Genomic DNA, 18,457 nt, shown 5'->3' with positions numbered 1-18,457 from the left:
CACTCACCTCACTGACAGAGGCTCGCTTATGAACCGTTCAACCAATGCAACAAAACGCTGGTGGTACATCATGCCGATCGTGTTTATCACGTACAGCCTGGCGTATCTCGATCGTGCCAACTTCAGTTTCGCTTCCGCCGCGGGGATTAACGACGACCTCGGGATCACCAAAGGCATCTCTTCCCTGCTCGGTGCCTTGTTTTTCCTCGGCTATTTCTTCTTCCAGATCCCCGGCGCGGTGTATGCCGAACGCCGGAGCGTACGTAAGCTTATTTTTGTTTGCCTGATCCTGTGGGGAGCTTGCGCCTCGCTGACCGGCATGGTCAGCAATATTCCGATGCTGGCTGCCATCCGCTTTATTCTTGGCGTGGTGGAAGCTGCGGTGATGCCTGCAATGCTGATTTATATCAGCAACTGGTTTACCCAATCGGAACGTTCACGCGCCAATACTTTCCTGATTTTGGGCAACCCGGTCACGGTACTGTGGATGTCCGTCGTGTCGGGTTACCTGATTCAGTCCTTCGGCTGGCGGGAAATGTTCATCTTCGAGGGCATCCCGGCGGTCATCTGGGCATTCTGCTGGTGGCTGCTGGTGAGAGATAAACCGGCTCAGGTGGGCTGGCTGTCAGACAGTGAAAAATCCGCTCTGCAAGCGCAACTCGAACGTGAACAGCAGGGTATCAAGGCCGTCCGCAACTACAGCGAGGCATTCCGCTCCCGCAACGTTGTACTGCTGTGCCTGCAATATTTTGCCTGGAGCATCGGGGTGTATGGCTTCGTGCTGTGGCTGCCGTCGATTATTCACAGCGCCGGACAGAATCTGGGGATGGTCGAAGTCGGCTGGCTTTCTGCTGTGCCTTATCTGGCGGCCACCATCGCCATGATCCTGGCATCCTGGGCATCCGATAAGCTGCGCAACCGCAAACTGTTCGTCTGGCCACTGCTGTTGATTGGCGGCCTGGCGTTCATTGGTTCATGGGCCGTCGGTGCCGATCATTTCTGGATTTCCTACTCCTTGTTGGTGGTTGCAGGTGCGGCGATGTATGCCCCATATGGCCCGTTCTTCGCCATTATTCCTGAGATGTTGCCGCGCAACGTCGCCGGTGGCGCCATGGCTTTGATTAACAGCATGGGCGCACTGGGGTCGTTTTTCGGTTCCTGGTTTGTCGGCTATCTAAACGGCGCAACCGGCAGCCCGGCTGCTTCCTACATTTTTATGGGGGTGGCACTTTTCGTCTCGGTATGGCTGACTTTGCTTGTTAAGCCTGCTAATAATCAGCAACTTCCCGTCGGCGCTCGCCACGCCTGAATCTTTTGTCATGGAGCCTAAACATGAAGCCGTCCGTTATTCTCTACAAAACGTTACCCGACGATCTGCAGCAGCGCCTCAGCGCGCATTTCACCGTGACTCAGGTGCCGAATCTGAACCCGGACACGGTTCATCAGCATGCCCAGACGTTTGAAAATGCCGTCGGCCTGTTAGGCTCCAGTGAAAAAGTGGATGCCGCACTGCTGGAGAAAATGCCTGCTCTGCGGGCAACGTCGACCATTTCCGTGGGCTACGACAATTTCGATGTGGATGCGCTGAATGCCCGCAAAGTGCTGCTGATGCACACCCCAACGGCACTGACGGAAACTGTCGCCGATACGCTGATGGCACTCATTCTGAGCAGCGCACGACGCGTGGTGGAAGTGGCTGAACGCGTGAAAAAAGGCGAATGGACCAAAGGCATCGGCCCGGACTGGTTTGGCACAGATGTGCACCATAAAACCATCGGCATCGTCGGGATGGGGCGCATCGGCCTGGCGCTGGCGCAACGTGCGCACTTTGGCTTTGGCATGCCGGTGCTTTATAACGCGCGTCGCCAGCATAAAGAAGCAGAAGAGCGCTTCAACGCACGTCATTGCTCGCTGGACACCTTGTTACAGGAAGCCGATTTTGTCTGTTCCATCCTGCCACTCACGGAAGAAACCCGACATCTTTTTGGCGCAGAGCAATTCAGCAAAATGAAAAAATCCGCCATTTTCATTAACGCCGGACGTGGCCCGGTGGTGGATGAACAGGCGCTGATTACTGCGCTGAAAAACGGCGACATTCATGCCGCAGGGCTGGATGTCTTTGAGCAGGAACCGCTGCCGGTCTCTTCGGAACTGCTGAAAATGCCCAACGTGGTGGCGCTGCCGCATATTGGCTCCGCGACGCACGAGACACGCTACAACATGGCGGCCACTGCGGTGGATAACCTGATTGCGGCCCTGGAAGGGAAAGTCGAGAAGAACTGCGTGAACCCGCAGGTTCTTTGAAAAGATGTTGTCGGGCGACACGTTGTTTGCCCGACCTACAAAGGCGCAAATTAGCGGTTTGTAGGCCGGGCCAGGCGAAGCCACCGCCCGGCAATGACGATTAACGCGTGGCGTTAACCGCTGCGCTCCAGGCCTGATTAAACGCCTGGTGCTGAGAAGCCAACGGGCCAATCAGCTGATTGTACTGGCTGGCTTGCTGAGACGTCGGGAACTGAATGCCGTTCGCGACGAAGCTGACCTGAGTCCCTTGCTGGGCCACAAAATCACCCACCTGAACCAGTTGCTGAGTGAAAATCTGCGCGGCAGGGATCAGAGGCTGCAGGGCGTTCGCAGGCAGCGTCACCACTTTGTTGTACACCTGATCAAACACCGGTTTCAGATCTTCATTCTGCTTCAACGCTGAATGCGCAGCATCCGCCTGCATTTTGGCGTTTTCCAGCTGCTGGCTCAGTACACCGAGCGAGCCGTTTGCCTGCCGCAGCGGTTCACGCTGAGTCATATAGTCCTGCGGCACACGAATGGTGTTCACGCTATCGACCACGGGACGCAGACCTGCATCCATCGCCTGGCTCACCTGCTGTGAATAACCATAGATGACGGCGTAATCGGACACGAACGGGCCAAATTGTTTTTTCTGATCGGTGGTCAGCGTCGGCAGACGTTCGCCACTACGCATCACGGTATTCTGCAAAAAGTCGATGAACGCTTTGCGCTGATCGCCTTCTTTATCGAAACACCCACTCAGGCTAACAACCATCAATAACGCCGCAACAGGCGCAAACCAGCGAGAGCAGGACTTTCCTGTCGCCATTTTATTACTCCTTCAACCAAAAAAAGCGCAAACGGGCACACACGTGCCTGACGCTGACAAGGATAGTCCACGAGCGCCTCGCAAGATACCCTTTCCTGCATCCAGGACCGGAAAAATCGCAGGCGATCCTGGCCTGCTAAATATGTTAAGTATTTGTTGCTTGCATCACAATTACGGTGTTGCCTCTTTTGCGGAAAATAGGCCATAACTTAATGAATTAACGAATTTTAATTCTTAACCCCACCCCACACCGTTGCTCTCCGTACGATTATCGCACGCTTCCGCCCGCCAGCCCATTGTCGAAAAAGCACGCTGATGGTTTGATTAAATGAACGATTAACGGATATCTGTTCGGTAATCGCACATTTTACCTCCCAGGAATCGAGACATGACAAAGACAACAACCGATATCCAGGCCTTTATCAACGACCATCCGTTCACCCGGTACCAGTGGATGATTCTGGTGCTGTGCTTTATTACGGTGGCGATGGACGGCTTCGACACCGCCATTATTGGCTATATTGCTTCTGACCTCGTACAAGAATGGGGCGTGCAGAAATCTGCGCTCGGCCCGGTAATGAGCGCTGCGCTGGTCGGCCTGGCCGTCGGGGCGCTAACCGCCGGCCCCATGGCGGACAAAATTGGCCGCAAAAAAGTGCTGGTCCTGTCGATCCTCGTGTTCGGGAGTTTCAGTTTACTGACCGCCGCGGCGACCAGCCTCAATCAGCTGACACTGCTGCGCTTCCTCACCGGCCTTGGCCTCGGGGCCGCGATGCCCAATGCCGCGACGCTGATGAGTGAATATGCCCCGGAGCGCCGCCGTGCACTGATGGTGAATCTGATGTTCGTCGGCTTCCCGATTGGCTCTTCCCTCGGCGGGTTTATTTCCGCGTGGCTGATTCCCCATTATGGCTGGCAAAGCGTGCTGATCCTCGGCGGTATCATGCCGCTGGTGATGGCTGTGGTGCTGATTTTCTTCTTACCGGAATCGGTACGTTATCTGGTCGCGAAAAACAAATCACAGCAGCAGGTTGCCGCCATCTTAAAACGTATTGCTCCCCTTCCTGCTGAGACTCGCTTCGTGCTGCACGAAGCGGGAGATGTGCAGGAGAAATCCGCGCTGGGTGTGATTTTCTCTCCGCGTTATCTCGTGGGAACCGTGATGCTGTGCCTCACCTATTTTATGGGCCTGCTGATTTTCTACCTGCTGACCAGCTGGCTGCCGCTGCTTATCCGTGAAACGGGCGCATCCATGAGCCAGGCCTCGGTTGTGACGGCATTGTTCCCGCTGGGCGGCGGCATTGGCGTGCTGGTGCTGGGCTGGCTGATGGATAAATTTAACCCCAACAAAGTGGTCGCCGTGGGATGGCTACTGACAGGCATCTTCGTTTGCCTGGTCGGTTTCTCCACCAGCAGCCTGGTGCTGATGGGTGTGATGGTGTTCATCGCGGGCAGCATCATGAACGGCGCACAGTCCTCCATGCCTGCACTCGCGGCAGGGTTCTACCCAACGCAAGGGCGAGCGACAGGTGTAGCGTGGATGCTCGGCATCGGCCGTTTCGGCGGTATTTTGGGCGCATTCAGCGGCGCCTTCCTGATGCAGGCGCAGCTGTCGTTTGAGACCATCTTCGGCCTGTTGGCGATTCCGGCGCTGCTTTCTGCCTGCGCATTGATGATCAAATACTTTGCCACCCGTCCAGGCCGGGTTGCTCAGGGGAATGCCAGCGAACTGGCGAAAACCACCCAGAAAGCCTGATAGCGGAACGGCGGGTGCAATGCCCGCCCTTTCTCATTTTTTTACTATCGATTTACAAAAAAAGCGCTGAACAAGGTTCCCGTTTCTTTATCAAATAATTAGTCCTGCCCGTGCTGCTGCTGAAACGCATCAGGAAAAATATATCGCACAAATAATCACTCCCGTAACGATCCCTCACCCGTTTTACTGACTAAGCTTAATGAGCTTCACCATAATAACGATCCCTCAGACCTTCCAGAGGAGTTCTCAATGGAATATAAAGATCCGATGTTTGAACTGCTGAGCAGTCTGGAACACATTGTTTTTAAAGATGATTCAAAGAGCTTTACCCTGACCCAAAAGCCCACAGCCTTTACCGAGTTTGAGCAACTGCGTAAAGGCTCCGGCCTGAAAGTTGAAGAATTTGCCAGAGCCATGGGTGTGAGCGTGGCGATGGTGCAGGAGTGGGAATCGCGACGAGAGAAACCGTCGCCCACCGAGCTCAGACTGATGCGCCTGTTGCAGGCGAACCCGGTTATCAGCCAACAGCTTATTGATTGACAACATGTTCTCTGTACCCGCCCCCGCCTCTGCGGGGGTTTTTGTTTATATCGCCCCAAACTCCCAACCGTTCTCCCGCCATTCCAGCACGTGTGTCAGGGCCAATCCTTGCAAAAAAGCCTCATCGTGCGACACCACCAGCATCGCGCCGGGAAACGTCGATAAGGCGGTTTCAATGGCCTGCGTCGAAGCCAAATCCAGATGGTTGGTTGGCTCATCCAACAGCAATAACTGCGTGGCATCACGGCGCCAGAGCACGCTTGCCAGCGCGGCTTTCAGGCGTTCGCCTCCGCTAAGTGCAGAAAGCGGCAACTTCACTTTATTGGCCGTGAGCTGGAGTTGAGCCAGGCGACTGCGTAACACGCCCTCTTCCAATGGCGTATCGCCGAGGTGCAGAAGGTCCATCACCGACAGCGATAAATCGAACTGGCTAAGGTGCTGATCGAGCCAGGCAGCCTGCACGGACAGCCTGCAACTGCCGGAAATGGGGGATTCAAGCCCAAACACAGTTTTCAATAACGTGGTCTTTCCGCAGCCATTTGGCCCGCGCAGAGCAACGCGCATCGGCCCCGTAATGAGGGCACTCAGCGGCGGTAAGCATGAATGTGGGAGCGCCAGTTCATCCAGTTCAAGCACCTGTTTACCTGCGGCTATCTGACTGCCCGGCAGCATGAACATCACCGCAGCCTCGTCTTCCACCTTTTCACGCGCCTGATTTACCGCTGCGTTAAGCGCCTCATTTTGTTCGTTATGCTGCCGACGGAGGGTGCCCGGTCGGGCTTTCGCTGCCCCTTTGTAAGCCACTCGTTCGAACGACGCGATGTTCAGTGAATCCACGGTTCGAAGCGTCTGGGCAGAGCGTCGCAGACTGGCATCGTGCTCTTTCTGCATTCTTGCGCGCTTTCGTTTTCGCTCTGTCGCTGCGTGCTCCAATGCGGCACGAGCCGCCTGCTGTTCAGCATCGCGTTGCTGTTGGTAAACCGCAAAGTTGCCGCCATAGCTGCGTAGATCACCCACCGCCAGTTCCAGTATACGCGGCAGTTTCCCCAGCAGTTCCCGGTCATGGCTGGCAATGAGCGCCCCGCCTCGCCACCGCGAAAGCTGCTGCCAGAGCCACTCTCGTCCGGCGCGATCCAGATGGTTGGTCGGCTCGTCCAGCAGAAGATAATCCGCCCCGGAAAGAAACGCGCCGCACAGCAGAGCTTTGACTCGCTCACCACCGCTTAACCGCCCTGCGGGAAGCCACGGATCAAAGGCGGGCAACGAGAGCTCAGCAAAGCCGGCGCTCAGACGTTCCGCCAAATCCCACTGACCATCCAGTAAGTCAGCGTCTTCAGGCAGCATTTCACCCTGAGTGACACGGGCTAATGCCTCGAAGCGATCGCGAAGGCCGAGTAAATCAGCAAGAGTGTGATGAAGGGGAAGTTCATGATGTTGGGCGACATACGCCACGTCACCGAAGCGCTCGATATGCCCGTGAGCAGGCAGTTCGACGCCAGCAAGAAGTTGCAATAACCGGGATTTTCCGCTGCCATTTCGCCCCACCAGGCCGCACAGCGCAGGCTCGAGAGACACATTCAACGGACCAAATAACACCTCGCCCGTCGCAAACTGACAGGTGATCTGATGCAAAATAAAAGAAGGGGATTGCGCAATAAAATGAGCCATAAGCACTCCTGAATGAAATCAATACCATCCCCGCCAACGCGATGCGTTGTATCAGGGCCGAATTCATCAGTCGTGAGTGTTCATTTTCGGTATGCGCTCCTGGAAGGAAGAAAAGTCGGGGCTAAGAATAGCCTTAGTAACGGGTGGGTTTCAAGGCGAAGTTTTGCACAGCTTAGCGGGAAAAGCATTTCCCGCTAAAGAATGCGGCGAATAGCTTCTGCATAGGCATCGCCTTTCTCACGCTTACCGATAGCCACGACAAAGACCACCACTCGCTCATCAATAACCTGATAAATAAGGCGATAGCCGGACTGCCTGAGTTTTATCTTGTAGCAATCGGGTAAGCCGCGAAGTTTATTGGCCTCGACTTTTGGATTCTCGAGGATCTCCGCCAACTTCTTTTTCAACTGCTCACGAACGGTTGATCCCAGTTTGCGCCAGTCCCTGAGCGCCCGTTCGTCAAAGTCCAGTAGATAAGCCATTAAAGATCATCCAGAGTCACTCTCACTGGTTTCGGATCACGGAGGCGTTCCTTCACAATGGCAAGGAGTTCGGCGTCCTCATCACTGAGTAACGTCTGTCGAAAGGGAAGGCGCCCATTTTCTGCGATATATTCCAGCGTCAGGCGCAACGCCTCAGAAGGCGTCATGCCAAGCTTTTCAAGCGCGGCGAAAGAGCGGATTTTCAGGTCATCATCAATACGAAGATTAATGCTTCCCATGGTATTCACCTCGGTGCGTATTTACATTTGTCATTACAATTATCATGACACAATGATTAAATAGCAAGCAGAGTAAAGCTGTCACCCCGAAATGCAGATAACTGTGCTTTTCTGACGGGTTTTGCGAGCCTCCTCGTGGAATGACACCAGCATACGTGGCCCATAAAAAAACCCGCCAACAGGCGGGTTCGTTTTATGCGTAAAGCTGATTACTGAAGAAGGGAAATATCCGCAACTTGCAGGAACAGCTCGCGCAGTTTGCTGAGCAGCGTCAGACGGTTGATGCGCACGTCTTTGTCGTCGGCGTTAACCATCACGTTGTCGAAGAACTCATCCACTGGCTCGCGCAGAGAGGCCAGTTCAACCAGCGCTTCCTGATAACGGCCTTCAGCGAAGAACGGCTGCAGTTTATCGCGCAGCACCACCAGATGGGTCGCCAGCTTGATCTCTGCGGCTTCTTTCAGCACGGAAGCATGAACGGTGTCGTTCAGCGTTTCTTCAGATTTCGCCAGGATGTTCGATACACGTTTGTTGGCTGCTGCCAGTGCCGCCGCTTCTTCCAGAGAACGGAAGTGAGAGACTGCTTTCATGCGCGCATCAAAATCTGCTGGACGCGTTGGACGGCGCGCCAGTACAGCCTGAATGGTGTCCACGCTGAAGCCTTCGTCCTGATACCAGGCGCGGAAGCGGCCCAGCATGAAGTCGATAACTTCATCCACTACTTTCGCGTTGGTCAGTTTGTCACCGTACAGACGCACCGCTTCTTCGGTCAGCGTTTGCAGATCGAGATTCAGGTTCTTCTCAACGATGATACGCAGCACGCCGAGCGCCGCACGACGCAGCGCAAACGGGTCTTTGTCGCCTTTCGGATGCTGGCCAATACCGAAGATGCCCGCGAGGGTGTCCATCTTATCGGCAATCGCCACAGCACAGGCCACCGGGTTGGACGGCAGTTCGTCACCCGCGAAACGCGGCTGGTACTGCTCGTTCAGCGCCACGGCAACGTCTTCGGCTTCGCCATCGTGACGCGCATAGTGCATGCCCATGATGCCCTGAGTGTCGGTAAATTCGAACACCATGTTGGTCATCAGGTCGCACTTGGAGAGCAGGCCCGCACGGGTCGCGTGGTTGACGTCTGCGCCAATCTGTCCGGCAATCCAACCCGCCAGGGCCTGAATGCGGTCAGTTTTGTCACGCAGCGTACCCAGTTGCTGTTGGAACAGCACGGTTTGCAGGCGTGGCAGATTGTCTTCCAGACGCTTTTTACGGTCGGTGTTGAAGAAGAACTCGGCATCTGCCAGACGTGGACGAACCACTTTCTCGTTACCGGAGATAATCTGCAGCGGATCTTTCGACTCGATGTTGGTCACGAAGATAAAGTTCGGCAGCAGTTTGCCGTCGTTGCCATACACCGGGAAGTATTTCTGGTCACCTTTCATGGTGTAGACCAGCGCTTCCGCAGGCACCGCGAGGAATTTCTCTTCGAATTTCGCCGTCAGGACAACAGGCCATTCCACCAGGGAGGTCACTTCTTCCAGCAGGCTTTCGCTCAGATCGGCGTTACCGCCAATTTTGCGTGCCGCTTCTTCAGCATCGGCTTTGATTTTGGCTTTACGCTGTTCGTAATCCGCAATGACTTTGCCACGCTCAGCCAGGATTTGCGGATACTGATCGGCATTGTCGATAGTGAATTCCGGCTCGCCCATAAAGCGATGGCCGCGAATCACACGATCGGATTGAATACCGAGAATGGTTGCCGGAATGACTTTATCACCGAGCAGCAGCGTCACGGTATGAACCGGGCGCACGAACTGCACGTCGGACGCGCCCCAGCGCATCAGTTTTGGAATAGGCAGTTTGGTCAGCGAGGTGGCAATCATGTTCGGCAGCAACGCTTCGGCGCTTTCGCCTTTCACGTGTGCGCGATACAGCAGCCATTCGCCTTTGTCGGTGACCATGCGCTCGGCCTGATCAACAGTAATACCGCAACCGCGCGCCCAGCCTTCAGCCGCTTTGCTCGGCTTGCCTTCTGCATCAAACGCTGCAGAGACCGCCGGGCCACGTTTTTCGACTTCGCGATCCGGCTGGGATTCTGCCAGATTGGCCACTTTCAGCGCCAGACGGCGTGGAGCAGCAAACCACTCGACGTTACCGTGAGCGAGGCCAGCGGCATCAAGTTCCGCAGTCACGTTGGCAGCAAAAGATTCCGCCAGGCTGCGCAGGGCTTTTGGTGGCAGCTCTTCGGTGCCGATTTCCACCAGGAAAGTTTTTTCAGACATGGCCGCCTCTTATTTATTCTTGTTGCACATCGGGAAGCCCAGGGCTTCACGGGAAGCATAGTAAGCTTCTGCCACGGCTTTGGTCAGGGTGCGAATGCGCAGAATGTAGCGCTGACGCTCGGTGACGGAGATGGCTTTACGCGCATCCAGCAGGTTGAAGCTGTGGGCGGCCTTCAGAATACGTTCGTAAGCAGGCAGTGGCAGCGGGTTTTCCAGCGCCAGCAACTGCTGAGCTTCTTTCTCGTACTGCTCGAAGCAGGAGAACAGGAAGTCGACATCTGCGTATTCGAAGTTGTAGGTGGATTGCTCCACTTCGTTCTGATGGAACACGTCGCCGTAGGTGGTTTTACCCAGCGGGCCGTCGCTCCAGACCAGGTCGTAAACGCTGTCTACGCCCTGAATGTACATCGCCAGACGTTCCAGACCGTAGGTGATTTCGCCGGTCACCGGCTTACACTCCAGGCCGCCAACCTGCTGGAAGTAAGTGAACTGCGTCACTTCCATGCCGTTCAGCCACACTTCCCAACCCAGACCCCAGGCACCCAGTGTTGGGTTTTCCCAGTTATCTTCCACGAAACGAATGTCGTGAATGGTCGGGTCCATGCCCAGCTCTTTCAGGGAACCGAGATACAGTTCCTGAATGTTGTCCGGAGACGGCTTAATCACCACCTGGAACTGGTAGTAATGCTGTAAACGGTTCGGGTTTTCACCGTAGCGACCATCGGTCGGGCGGCGGGATGGCTGCACATAAGCAGTGGCCATCGGCTCTGGGCCGAGCGCGCGCAGACAGGTCATCGGATGGGAGGTGCCAGCGCCGACTTCCATGTCCAGAGGTTGAACAATGGTGCAGCCCTGACGAGCCCAGTAATCCTGTAAGGTCAGGATCAGGCCCTGGAAAGTCCTGGTATCAAACTTTTGCATATATTTTCGTGCTGGATACGTGTGGATTTAAGGAAGCGACCAGTATACCCGCTGGCTGCGAGATATACAGTATGAATGGGTATTGTTTGCGGAAAATTGAGGGAATATTGGGAAAAGGCAGCGCGTTGCGCCTCCTTTCCACAGGCCATCAGCGCATCGAAAGATGTAAAAATTGGCCTTCTGAATCAAATGAGCAGATGAAACTCTCATTCCGGGGCGTATACCCTTTTAGCTCGTAGCTGCCCTGAAATTGCTCAAAGCCGGTGACATCAATCTTCTGCGCGCCTGTGTTATAGCGTTTTGCGGCCTGGCCTTTGCACAGCTGCTCCATTTCCAGCGAGCGAGAGGGGTCCATCTTTGCTCGTTGTGCTTTTTGTTCGGGAGCTTGCGGGGAGCTGCATCCTGCAAGGGCGACGACCACCAGTAACAGGGGGAAATACTTCATCATCATTTTTCGTTACGGCCTTAATCGTTGGCTGTTATTGTCATAATTTATTTTTGGACGATTATTCTGACACGGATTTTGCCAATCCGTTCGACCAACAGTAAGACACCTAAGCCAAATCAGATTTTTCTAAAGAGACAGGGGCTGTGTTTGCGGGTCAGACTTACTGTTCACCCTAATACTGAGGAACTGATGTCGGGAAAGATTAACTGGATAACTAATCTGCGAGGGATTGCCTGCCTGATGGTGCTGATGATCCACACCACCACCTGGTATGTGACTAACTCACACAGCACCAGCCTGTTTAACTGGGATATCGCCAACCTGCTGAACTCAGCCTCTCGCGTCAGCGTGCCGCTGTTTTTCATGATTTCAGGCTATCTGTTCTTCGGCGAGCGCAGCGCTCAACCGCGCCATTTCCTGAGAATCGGGTTGTGTCTGCTGTTTTACAGCGCCATTGCGCTGCTCTATATCCTGCTTTTCACCCACATCAACATTGAGCTTTCGCTGAAGAATCTGCTGCAAAAACCGGTGTTCTATCATCTGTGGTTTTTCTTCGCGATTTTCGTGATTTACCTGCTTTCCCCCCTGATTCAGGTTAAAGCCGTCAACGGCTGGATGCTGCTGGCGCTGATGGTGGTTCTCGGGATTGTCGCCAACCCCAACACGGTCCCGGTCAAAACAGGCGGGTTTGAGTGGCTCCCGGTGAATCTGTACATCAATGGCGATACGTTTTATTACGTCCTTTATGGCCTGCTGGGCCGGGCGCTGGGGATGATGAATACCGATAAAAAACCGCTGACACTGCTGTGCGCGGGGCTATTCCTGGCTTCAGTGTGGGTGATTTCCCGGGGAACGCTGCATGAGCTGAAATGGCGGGGTAACTTTGCTGACACCTGGTATCTTTACGCCGGGCCGATGGTCTTTATCTGCGCGGTTACGTTGCTGATTGTGGTGAAAAATACGCTAAATGGCCGCGAACTTCCGGGTTTAAGCACGATCTCACAACACTCTTTAGGCATTTACGGATTCCACGCCCTGCTGATTCATGCGCTGCGTTCCAGCGGCCTGGAACTCAAAAGCTGGCCACTGCTCGACATCCTCTGGATTTTCAGCGCCACACTTGCGGGCAGTCTGTTGCTGTCAATGCTGGTGCAGAAAATCGACACTCGCCGGTTAGTCAGCTAAAGCGCGATGACGTGCCCGGTGTAATTGCCGGGCAGAGCTGAATCCCGCTGCCTGCGCGGCTTGTTCCACGCCACTGCCTTGCAACAGCCTTTGTTCTGCTAATGCCAGCCTGAGCTGTTCAAGGTAATCCCTGACGCTGATACCCAAGTGCTGTCTGAACAAGCGAGTGAGGTGCCGGGGGGTGACATGGGCTCGCTCAGCGATGTCTGCCAGCGACCATGAATGCTGTGGGGCCGCCGTTAATGCGTCCTGCGCGCGATGAATGGCAGGATGCAGGTGATTGCGATAGCGCAGCCACGGTGAAAGCTGCGGGTCATCACCAGAGCGACGAAACCAGACCACCATTTCTCTTGCCACCGCCATCGCCCGTTCCGGGCCATACAGCCGATTAATCAAATGCAGCGCCAAATCGATACCGGACGTAATGCCGGCGCTGGTCCAGATGCCTTTATCTTCGATAAAAATGCGGTTCTCTTTCACCACCGCCCCCGGGGCCGCCGCTTTCAACCGAGTGATCACATCATGATGCGTTGTGCACTGAACGCCGTGCAGCAGCCCGGCTTTAGCCGCCAACAAAGCCCCGGAACAGACGCACATCAGGGTAAGTTTTTGGCTATGGATCTGCGGCTGCTGACGCGTAAGCCAGCGGCGCACCAGCTCGGCCTGTGGGGTGGCAAAAAAGTGATTTGAATCGCAAACACCGGGCAGCACCAGCAGGCTTCCTGCCGGTAGCGACTCCGGCAGCGGCTGAATATTGCCCATCGTCATGCCAATCGAGGTCGGCACCTCCGCATCTGGCCCGATGTAATGCAGGCGGAAGGCGTCACCTGCCAGCACAAATGTTTCTGCCGGGCCGGTCATATCCAGCGACAGCACACCCGGCAACATCACGAACCAGACATCGGTGGTCATAGCGATTCAAGCGTCTCCGCAACAGTTTTAACGGTGGCGAAACGCCCGTCCAGCACGGTTTCCGTTCGATGGCGCAGCGTTTCAACATCCAGCGTAACGCCTTTGTGGGTCATCGGAAAGGTCAGCGTCGCTTCCGTGACAAACGTGACCTGATAGCCAAGATCGGAGGCCACACGCGTCGTGGTTTCACAACACTGTTCGGTGCGTAATCCGCAAATGATCAAGTGGTTGATATCGCGGCTTCTCAGCCAAAAGTCGAGCCCGGTATCGGTGAAAGCGTTGTGAACATGCTTAAAGAACGTCACGTCAGGTTGATGGCGCAAAAAGGACATCGGTTTTACGAAGCCGCTTTCCAGGGAAAATGGCCCCTGAGTGTCGACATGAAAAATGTCGACCACAGGAATATCACGCTGCTGGCAGCCATCAATCAGTTGCAACATGACTGATTGAAATGCCGATAAATCATCAATCTGCCAAAAAGGACGGTGTTCAAAAGACTGCTGCGTATCGATGTTAATCAGAGCGGTGCGGGACATGATGCAACTCCTGTTGAGGTCAGTATAGAACAAGTCTGGCAACAAACAGGAGTCACGCGAAGGTCAAAAAAGGACAGCTAACCGTCGCTTCAGGACATTAACGGTTTGAGCTGCTGATAAAGCTTACGGAACATCTCCCGACGGGGTGCATACGCGGCAACGTTCGCGGCATCAGGCTGATGCGTTTGCTCCAGCGCCAACTGAGGCAATAAATCGGAATACGGTTTTCCCGGATTCATCGCCAGTTGAGCAAGACGCGCCGCCCCTAAAGCCGGGCCAACATCCCCACCGGTACGGTAATCCAGCGCAATTCCGCTGATATCGGCCAGCATTTGCCGCCAGTACGCGCTGCGTGCGCCGCCACCAATCAGGGTCACACTTTTCGGCGTGATCCCACAGGCGTGAACCACATCCATTCCATCAGCCAGTGCAAACCCCACACCTTCGAGTACGGCTTGTGCCAGTTCTGCTGGCCCATGCTGATGAGTCAGCCCGAAAAAGACACCTTTGGCATTCGGGTTATTGTGCGGAGTACGCTCGCCGGAAAGGTAGGGCAGGAACCACACCGGATCGGCATTTTTATCGGCTTTTTGCGCAGCAGCAAGTAATGCAGGCACGTCGTTGAGGCCTGTTAATTTTGCCGCCCAGTCCAGGCAGGAGGCTGCGCTCAGCATCACCGACATCAAATGCCAGCGCCCAGGCAAAGCGTGACAGAAACTGTGCACCGCGCTTTCAGGCTTGCTAAGGAAACCTTCGCTGACAGCGAAATAAACCCCGGACGTCCCCAGCGACAGCATGGCCTGCCCGGCATCCGCTAGCCCAACGCCAACGGCACCTGCCGCGTTATCACCGCCACCCGCCACAACGGGCACAGCGGGAATATTCCACGCCTGAGCAACCGCCGGCAGCAGCGTGCCTGTTATCTCGCTTCCTTCAAACAGCGCGGGCATGTTGTCGCGACTCAACCCGCACGCTTGGAGCATGTCGTCGCTCCAGTCTCGTTTTGCCACGTCCAGCCACATCGTGCCCGCCGCATCGGACATATCGCTGGCAAACTCACCGGTCATTCGCAGACGCAGATAATCCTTCGGCAACAATACTTTATCAACCTGGTTAAAAACATCCGGTTCATGCCGTTTAACCCACAGCAATTTTGGTGCAGTAAAGCCCGGCATCATCAGGTTGCCGGTGATTTTCCTTGAAAGTGGAACCGCCGCTTCCAGCAGCGAGCACTCTTCAGCACAGCGCCCGTCATTCCATAAAATGGCTGGCCGTAGCACGCGCTGTTGCTTGTCCAGCAAGGTGGCACCGTGCATTTGCCCGGCAATGCCCAGAGCTTTTACTTCCGCTAAAGAATGTTGCTTGCTTAACGCTTTGATCGCGCGATCCGTCGCCAGCCACCATTGTTCGGGATCCTGTTCAGACCACAACGGCTGAGGACGAGAGACAGTCAGTTTTTCGGTCTGTGAAGCCAGTACGTCGCCCTGCTCGCTAAGCAAAATCGCTTTTACGCCGGAGGTGCCGAGATCTATCCCGATATACATGAGTGGGTTCCTTAAGCGTCAATGCCCGGTGGCGCTACGCTTACCGGGCCTACAGGGTTCACAGGCCGGGCAAGCACAGCGCCGCCCGGCAACCAAAAATTACTTATCAAACAGGTAATGATTCACCAGGTTTTCCAGCAGTTCCTGGTGCCCACTGTGATGCTGTGGAGACAGGTTATGCTGTTCAGCGTACTTCGCGATGTCGGTCAGTGACATCTGCCCTTTCAGGATTTGCTGGCCCAGTTCACCATTCCAGCCCGCGTAGCGACGCGCCACACGCTTATCCAGCTCGCCGTCTTCAATCATGCGCGCGGCGACTTTCAGCGACAGCGCCATGGTGTCCATCGCGCCGATATGGCCATAGAACAGATCGTATTTGTCGGTACTTTGACGGCGTACTTTGGCATCAAAGTTCAGGCCACCGGTGGTGAAGCCACCCGCTTTGATAATTTCATACATCACCAGCGCGTTTTCTTCCACGCTGTTCGGGAACTGGTCGGTATCCCAGCCAAGCTGCGCGTCGCCGCGGTTAGCATCGACCGATCCAAACAGACCCAGCGCAATGGCAGTGGCGATTTCATGATGGAAAGAGTGCCCCGCCAGCGTCGCGTGGTTCGCTTCGATATTGAGTTTAATCTCTTTTTCCAGGCCGAACTGCTTGAGGAAACCATACACGGTAGAAGCATCATAATCGTACTGGTGCTTGGTCGGCTCTTGCGGTTTTGGTTCGATCAGCAATGTGCCACGGAAGCCGATTTTGTGTTTGTGCTCAACTACCATCTGCATGAAGCGGCCGATTTGCTCGCGCTCCTGACGCAGGTCGGTATTCAGCAGGGTTTCATAGCCTTCACGACCGCCCCACAGCACGTAGTTTTCACCACCCAGCTTATGGGTCGCGTTCATTGCGGTGACGACCTGAGTCGCCGCCCAACTGAACACTTCCGGATCAGGGTTGGTCGCCGCACCTGCGCCGTAGCGCGGATTGGTGAAGCAGTTCGCCGTGCCCCACAGCAGCTTCACGCCACTCTGCTGCTGTTTTTCAGCCAGCACATCGGTCATCTGCGCGAAGTTGTTCAGGTACTCTTTCAGTGAAGCGCCTTCCGGTGAAACGTCAACATCGTGGAAACAGTAGTACGGCACATTCAGCTTGTGGAAGAACTCAAAGGCCACATCTGCTTTGCGTTTTGCCAGCGCGATGGCTTCACCCGGCTGCTGCCATGGGCGGTCAAAAGAGCCGACGCCAAACATGTCGGCACCGTTCCAGCAGAAGGTATGCCAGTAGCAGGCCGCGAAGCGCAGATGGTCTTCCATACGTTTGCCGAGCACCAGCTCGTCCGGGTTGTAGTGGCGGAAAGCCAGCGGATTTTGCGATTTCGGGCCTTCATAACGAACACGATCGAGTTGGTCGAAATAAGCTTGCATAATTGAACTCCATTAGACGCGGCGAATACCAGGTTGTACCGTAATACTGTTACTGGAATCGCGGTTGCTCAATTACGTTATTTCACACTGAGGTTGAGAGAATGCGCAAACGTGCGCTGGCTCGCAAAATATTTCTACCTCAACGAACGTTGCGGCCTGGCTCCATGAAAATGATGAAACAAATTGCTGAAACGATGTAAAAGCCGATCGCGGTCATAAATCAGGAAATAAACCAAATATCATAATCAGAAGATAAAAATCTGTAATTGCCAGAATCTCTCCCCGTGCTAAAAATTTGCTCCGTACCCGTCGTATTTGTTTCTTTTATCGCCAATCTCACCACACTGACATTCTTACAAAAGGCCCTACGATGATGAAGATAAAGAACCTTTGCCTGACCCTCTGCGCTTCCCTGCTGCTGACAAGCTTTGCAGGCATCGCCAAAGAAGTGAAGATCGGGATGGCTATCGATGACCTGCGCCTGGAGCGCTGGCAAAAAGATCGCGACATATTTGTCAATAAAGCCGAATCCTTAGGTGCCAAAGTATTTGTGCAATCGGCTAACGGTAATGAAGAAACCCAAATGTCGCAGATTGAAAATATGATCAACCGCGGCGTGGATGTTCTTGTTATTATTCCTTATAACGGCCAGGTGTTAAGTAACGTTATTAAAGAAGCCAAACAAGAAGGCATTAAAGTATTGGCTTATGACCGTATGATTAATAACGCAGATATCGATTTTTATATTTCTTTTGATAACGAAAAAGTCGGCGAAATGCAGGCCCAGAGCCTGGTCGATAAAGTGCCTACCGGCAACTACTTCCTGATGGGCGGTTCTCCGGTGGACAACAATGCCAAACTGTTCCGCGCCGGGCAGATGAAGGTCTTAAAACCTTATATCGACAGCGGCAAAATTAAAGTGGTTGGCGATCAGTGGGCGGATGGCTGGCTGCCAGAAAATGCCCTGAAAATCATGGAAAACGCCCTGACCGCAAACAATAACAACATTGATGCCGTGGTGGCTTCCAATGATGCCACTGCGGGCGGTGCGATTCAGGCACTGAGCGCACAAGGCCTGGCAGGTAAAGTGGCCATTTCCGGGCAAGACGCCGATTTGGCGGGAGTAAAACGCATTATTTCCGGCACGCAAACCATGACGGTCTACAAGCCAATTACGCAACTTGCCACCACGGCGGCAGAAATTGCGGTAGAGCTGGGTAACGGCCAGCAGCCAAAATCAGACGCGACGCTGAATAACGGCCTCAAAGATGTTCCCGCCCGTTTGCTGACCCCGATTGAAGTTAACAAAACCAATATCGCCCAGACGGTTATCAAGGACGGCTTCCACAAGAAAAGCGAGCTGTGATCGCGCAGCCCCTCTGTCGGGGGGCTGATTCCTTTTACGCGGAA

Annotated in this window: 17 protein-coding genes; 6 read left to right on the top strand and 11 right to left on the bottom strand. The window is 54.5% G+C overall.

From position 1 onward, the window contains the following. Positions 1 to 28: 28 nt before the first annotated feature. Both ACI2I2_RS03450 and ghrB read left to right on the top strand, forming a co-directional pair. Entirely contained in the window at positions 29 to 1,309 is a 1,281-nt protein-coding gene (locus ACI2I2_RS03450) for an MFS transporter (protein ID WP_404656630.1), read from the top strand. Positions 1,310 to 1,332: 23 nt separating this feature from the next. Continuing rightward, on the top strand, positions 1,333 to 2,304 hold the full coding sequence (gene ghrB / locus ACI2I2_RS03445; RefSeq protein WP_404656629.1) for a glyoxylate/hydroxypyruvate reductase GhrB: 972 nt from the start codon (positions 1,333 to 1,335) through the stop codon (positions 2,302 to 2,304). A gap of 100 nt (positions 2,305 to 2,404) precedes the next feature. Here ghrB and ACI2I2_RS03440 read toward each other — a convergent pair whose 3' ends face one another. Further along, positions 2,405 to 3,115, bottom strand: coding sequence for a DUF3053 domain-containing protein (locus ACI2I2_RS03440; RefSeq protein WP_330984765.1), 711 nt, complete (start codon positions 3,113 to 3,115; stop codon positions 2,405 to 2,407). Positions 3,116 to 3,503: 388 nt separating this feature from the next. Here ACI2I2_RS03440 and ACI2I2_RS03435 point away from each other — a divergent pair, with 388 nt between their 5' ends. Together ACI2I2_RS03435 and ACI2I2_RS03430 are read left to right on the top strand one after the other, a co-directional pair. Beyond that, positions 3,504 to 4,871, top strand: a complete 1,368-nt coding sequence (locus ACI2I2_RS03435) for an MFS transporter (RefSeq protein ID WP_404656628.1) — start codon at positions 3,504 to 3,506, stop codon at positions 4,869 to 4,871. Between the two features lie 249 nt (positions 4,872 to 5,120). Beyond that, positions 5,121 to 5,411 (top strand): HTH-type transcriptional regulator, encoded by a 291-nt coding sequence (locus ACI2I2_RS03430; RefSeq protein WP_404656627.1) that lies wholly within the window; start codon positions 5,121 to 5,123, stop codon positions 5,409 to 5,411. Positions 5,412 to 5,456: 45 nt separating this feature from the next. Here ACI2I2_RS03430 and ACI2I2_RS03425 read toward each other — a convergent pair whose 3' ends face one another. The 6 genes from ACI2I2_RS03425 to ACI2I2_RS03400 form a co-directional block, all read right to left on the bottom strand. Next, the gene (locus tag ACI2I2_RS03425) at positions 5,457 to 7,079 is read right to left on the bottom strand and encodes an ABC-F family ATP-binding cassette domain-containing protein (RefSeq protein WP_404656626.1); all 1,623 of its coding nucleotides are present in this window, start codon (positions 7,077 to 7,079) and stop codon (positions 5,457 to 5,459) included. Between the two features lie 194 nt (positions 7,080 to 7,273). Further along, positions 7,274 to 7,561 (bottom strand): type II toxin-antitoxin system RelE/ParE family toxin, encoded by a 288-nt coding sequence (locus ACI2I2_RS03420; protein WP_404656625.1) that lies wholly within the window; start codon positions 7,559 to 7,561, stop codon positions 7,274 to 7,276. Further along, complete coding sequence (locus ACI2I2_RS03415; RefSeq protein WP_404656624.1) at positions 7,561 to 7,800, bottom strand: type II toxin-antitoxin system RelB/DinJ family antitoxin; 240 nt, start codon at positions 7,798 to 7,800, stop codon at positions 7,561 to 7,563. The genes ACI2I2_RS03420 and ACI2I2_RS03415 overlap by 1 nt, the downstream gene beginning before the upstream one ends. A 209-nt stretch (positions 7,801 to 8,009) precedes the next feature. Next, positions 8,010 to 10,079: a glycine--tRNA ligase subunit beta gene (gene glyS / locus ACI2I2_RS03410; RefSeq protein WP_404656623.1), complete on the bottom strand. Its 2,070-nt coding sequence runs from the start codon at positions 10,077 to 10,079 to the stop codon at positions 8,010 to 8,012. A 9-nt stretch (positions 10,080 to 10,088) separates the two neighbouring features. Further along, entirely contained in the window at positions 10,089 to 11,000 is a 912-nt protein-coding gene (gene glyQ, locus ACI2I2_RS03405; RefSeq protein WP_004126458.1) for a glycine--tRNA ligase subunit alpha, read from the bottom strand. Positions 11,001 to 11,148: 148 nt separating this feature from the next. Then, positions 11,149 to 11,451 carry a YsaB family lipoprotein gene (locus ACI2I2_RS03400; RefSeq protein ID WP_404656622.1) on the bottom strand — a complete coding sequence of 101 codons (303 nt, stop codon included), beginning with the start codon at positions 11,449 to 11,451 and terminating at the stop codon, positions 11,149 to 11,151. Positions 11,452 to 11,637: 186 nt separating this feature from the next. On the opposite strand from ACI2I2_RS03400, the gene ACI2I2_RS03395 reads away from it, so the two are divergent. Beyond that, positions 11,638 to 12,633, top strand: a complete 996-nt coding sequence (locus ACI2I2_RS03395; RefSeq protein ID WP_404656621.1) for an acyltransferase — start codon at positions 11,638 to 11,640, stop codon at positions 12,631 to 12,633. Here ACI2I2_RS03395 and ACI2I2_RS03390 read toward each other — a convergent pair. The 4 genes from ACI2I2_RS03390 to xylA all read right to left on the bottom strand — a co-directional run bounded on the left by ACI2I2_RS03390 (position 12,622) and on the right by xylA (position 17,047). Next, entirely contained in the window at positions 12,622 to 13,545 is a 924-nt protein-coding gene (locus ACI2I2_RS03390; RefSeq protein ID WP_404656620.1) for a GlxA family transcriptional regulator, read from the bottom strand. The two genes, ACI2I2_RS03395 and ACI2I2_RS03390, sit on opposite strands and share 12 nt — an antisense overlap. After that, entirely contained in the window at positions 13,542 to 14,081 is a 540-nt protein-coding gene (locus tag ACI2I2_RS03385; protein WP_404656619.1) for an isochorismatase family protein, read from the bottom strand. The genes ACI2I2_RS03390 and ACI2I2_RS03385 overlap by 4 nt, the downstream gene beginning before the upstream one ends. Before the next feature lie 89 nt (positions 14,082 to 14,170). Then, positions 14,171 to 15,625: a xylulokinase gene (gene xylB / locus ACI2I2_RS03380; protein ID WP_404656618.1), complete on the bottom strand. Its 1,455-nt coding sequence runs from the start codon at positions 15,623 to 15,625 to the stop codon at positions 14,171 to 14,173. 99 nt (positions 15,626 to 15,724) lie between these two features. Further along, entirely contained in the window at positions 15,725 to 17,047 is a 1,323-nt protein-coding gene (gene xylA, locus ACI2I2_RS03375; RefSeq protein ID WP_330984775.1) for a xylose isomerase, read from the bottom strand. Positions 17,048 to 17,420: 373 nt separating this feature from the next. On the opposite strand from xylA, the gene xylF reads away from it, so the two are divergent. Beyond that, a complete protein-coding gene (gene xylF / locus ACI2I2_RS03370; protein ID WP_404656731.1) occupies positions 17,421 to 18,413 on the top strand; it encodes a D-xylose ABC transporter substrate-binding protein in 993 nt (330 codons plus the stop codon). Positions 18,414 to 18,457: the final 44 nt, after the last annotated feature.

The organism is Scandinavium sp. NPDC088450, assembly GCF_044900545.1.
In the GTDB taxonomy this organism is placed as follows: Bacteria; Pseudomonadota; Gammaproteobacteria; order Enterobacterales; family Enterobacteriaceae; genus Scandinavium.
The sequence above is the reverse complement of the archived record's forward strand: the minus strand, read 5'-3'. Positions and strand labels throughout refer to the sequence as shown.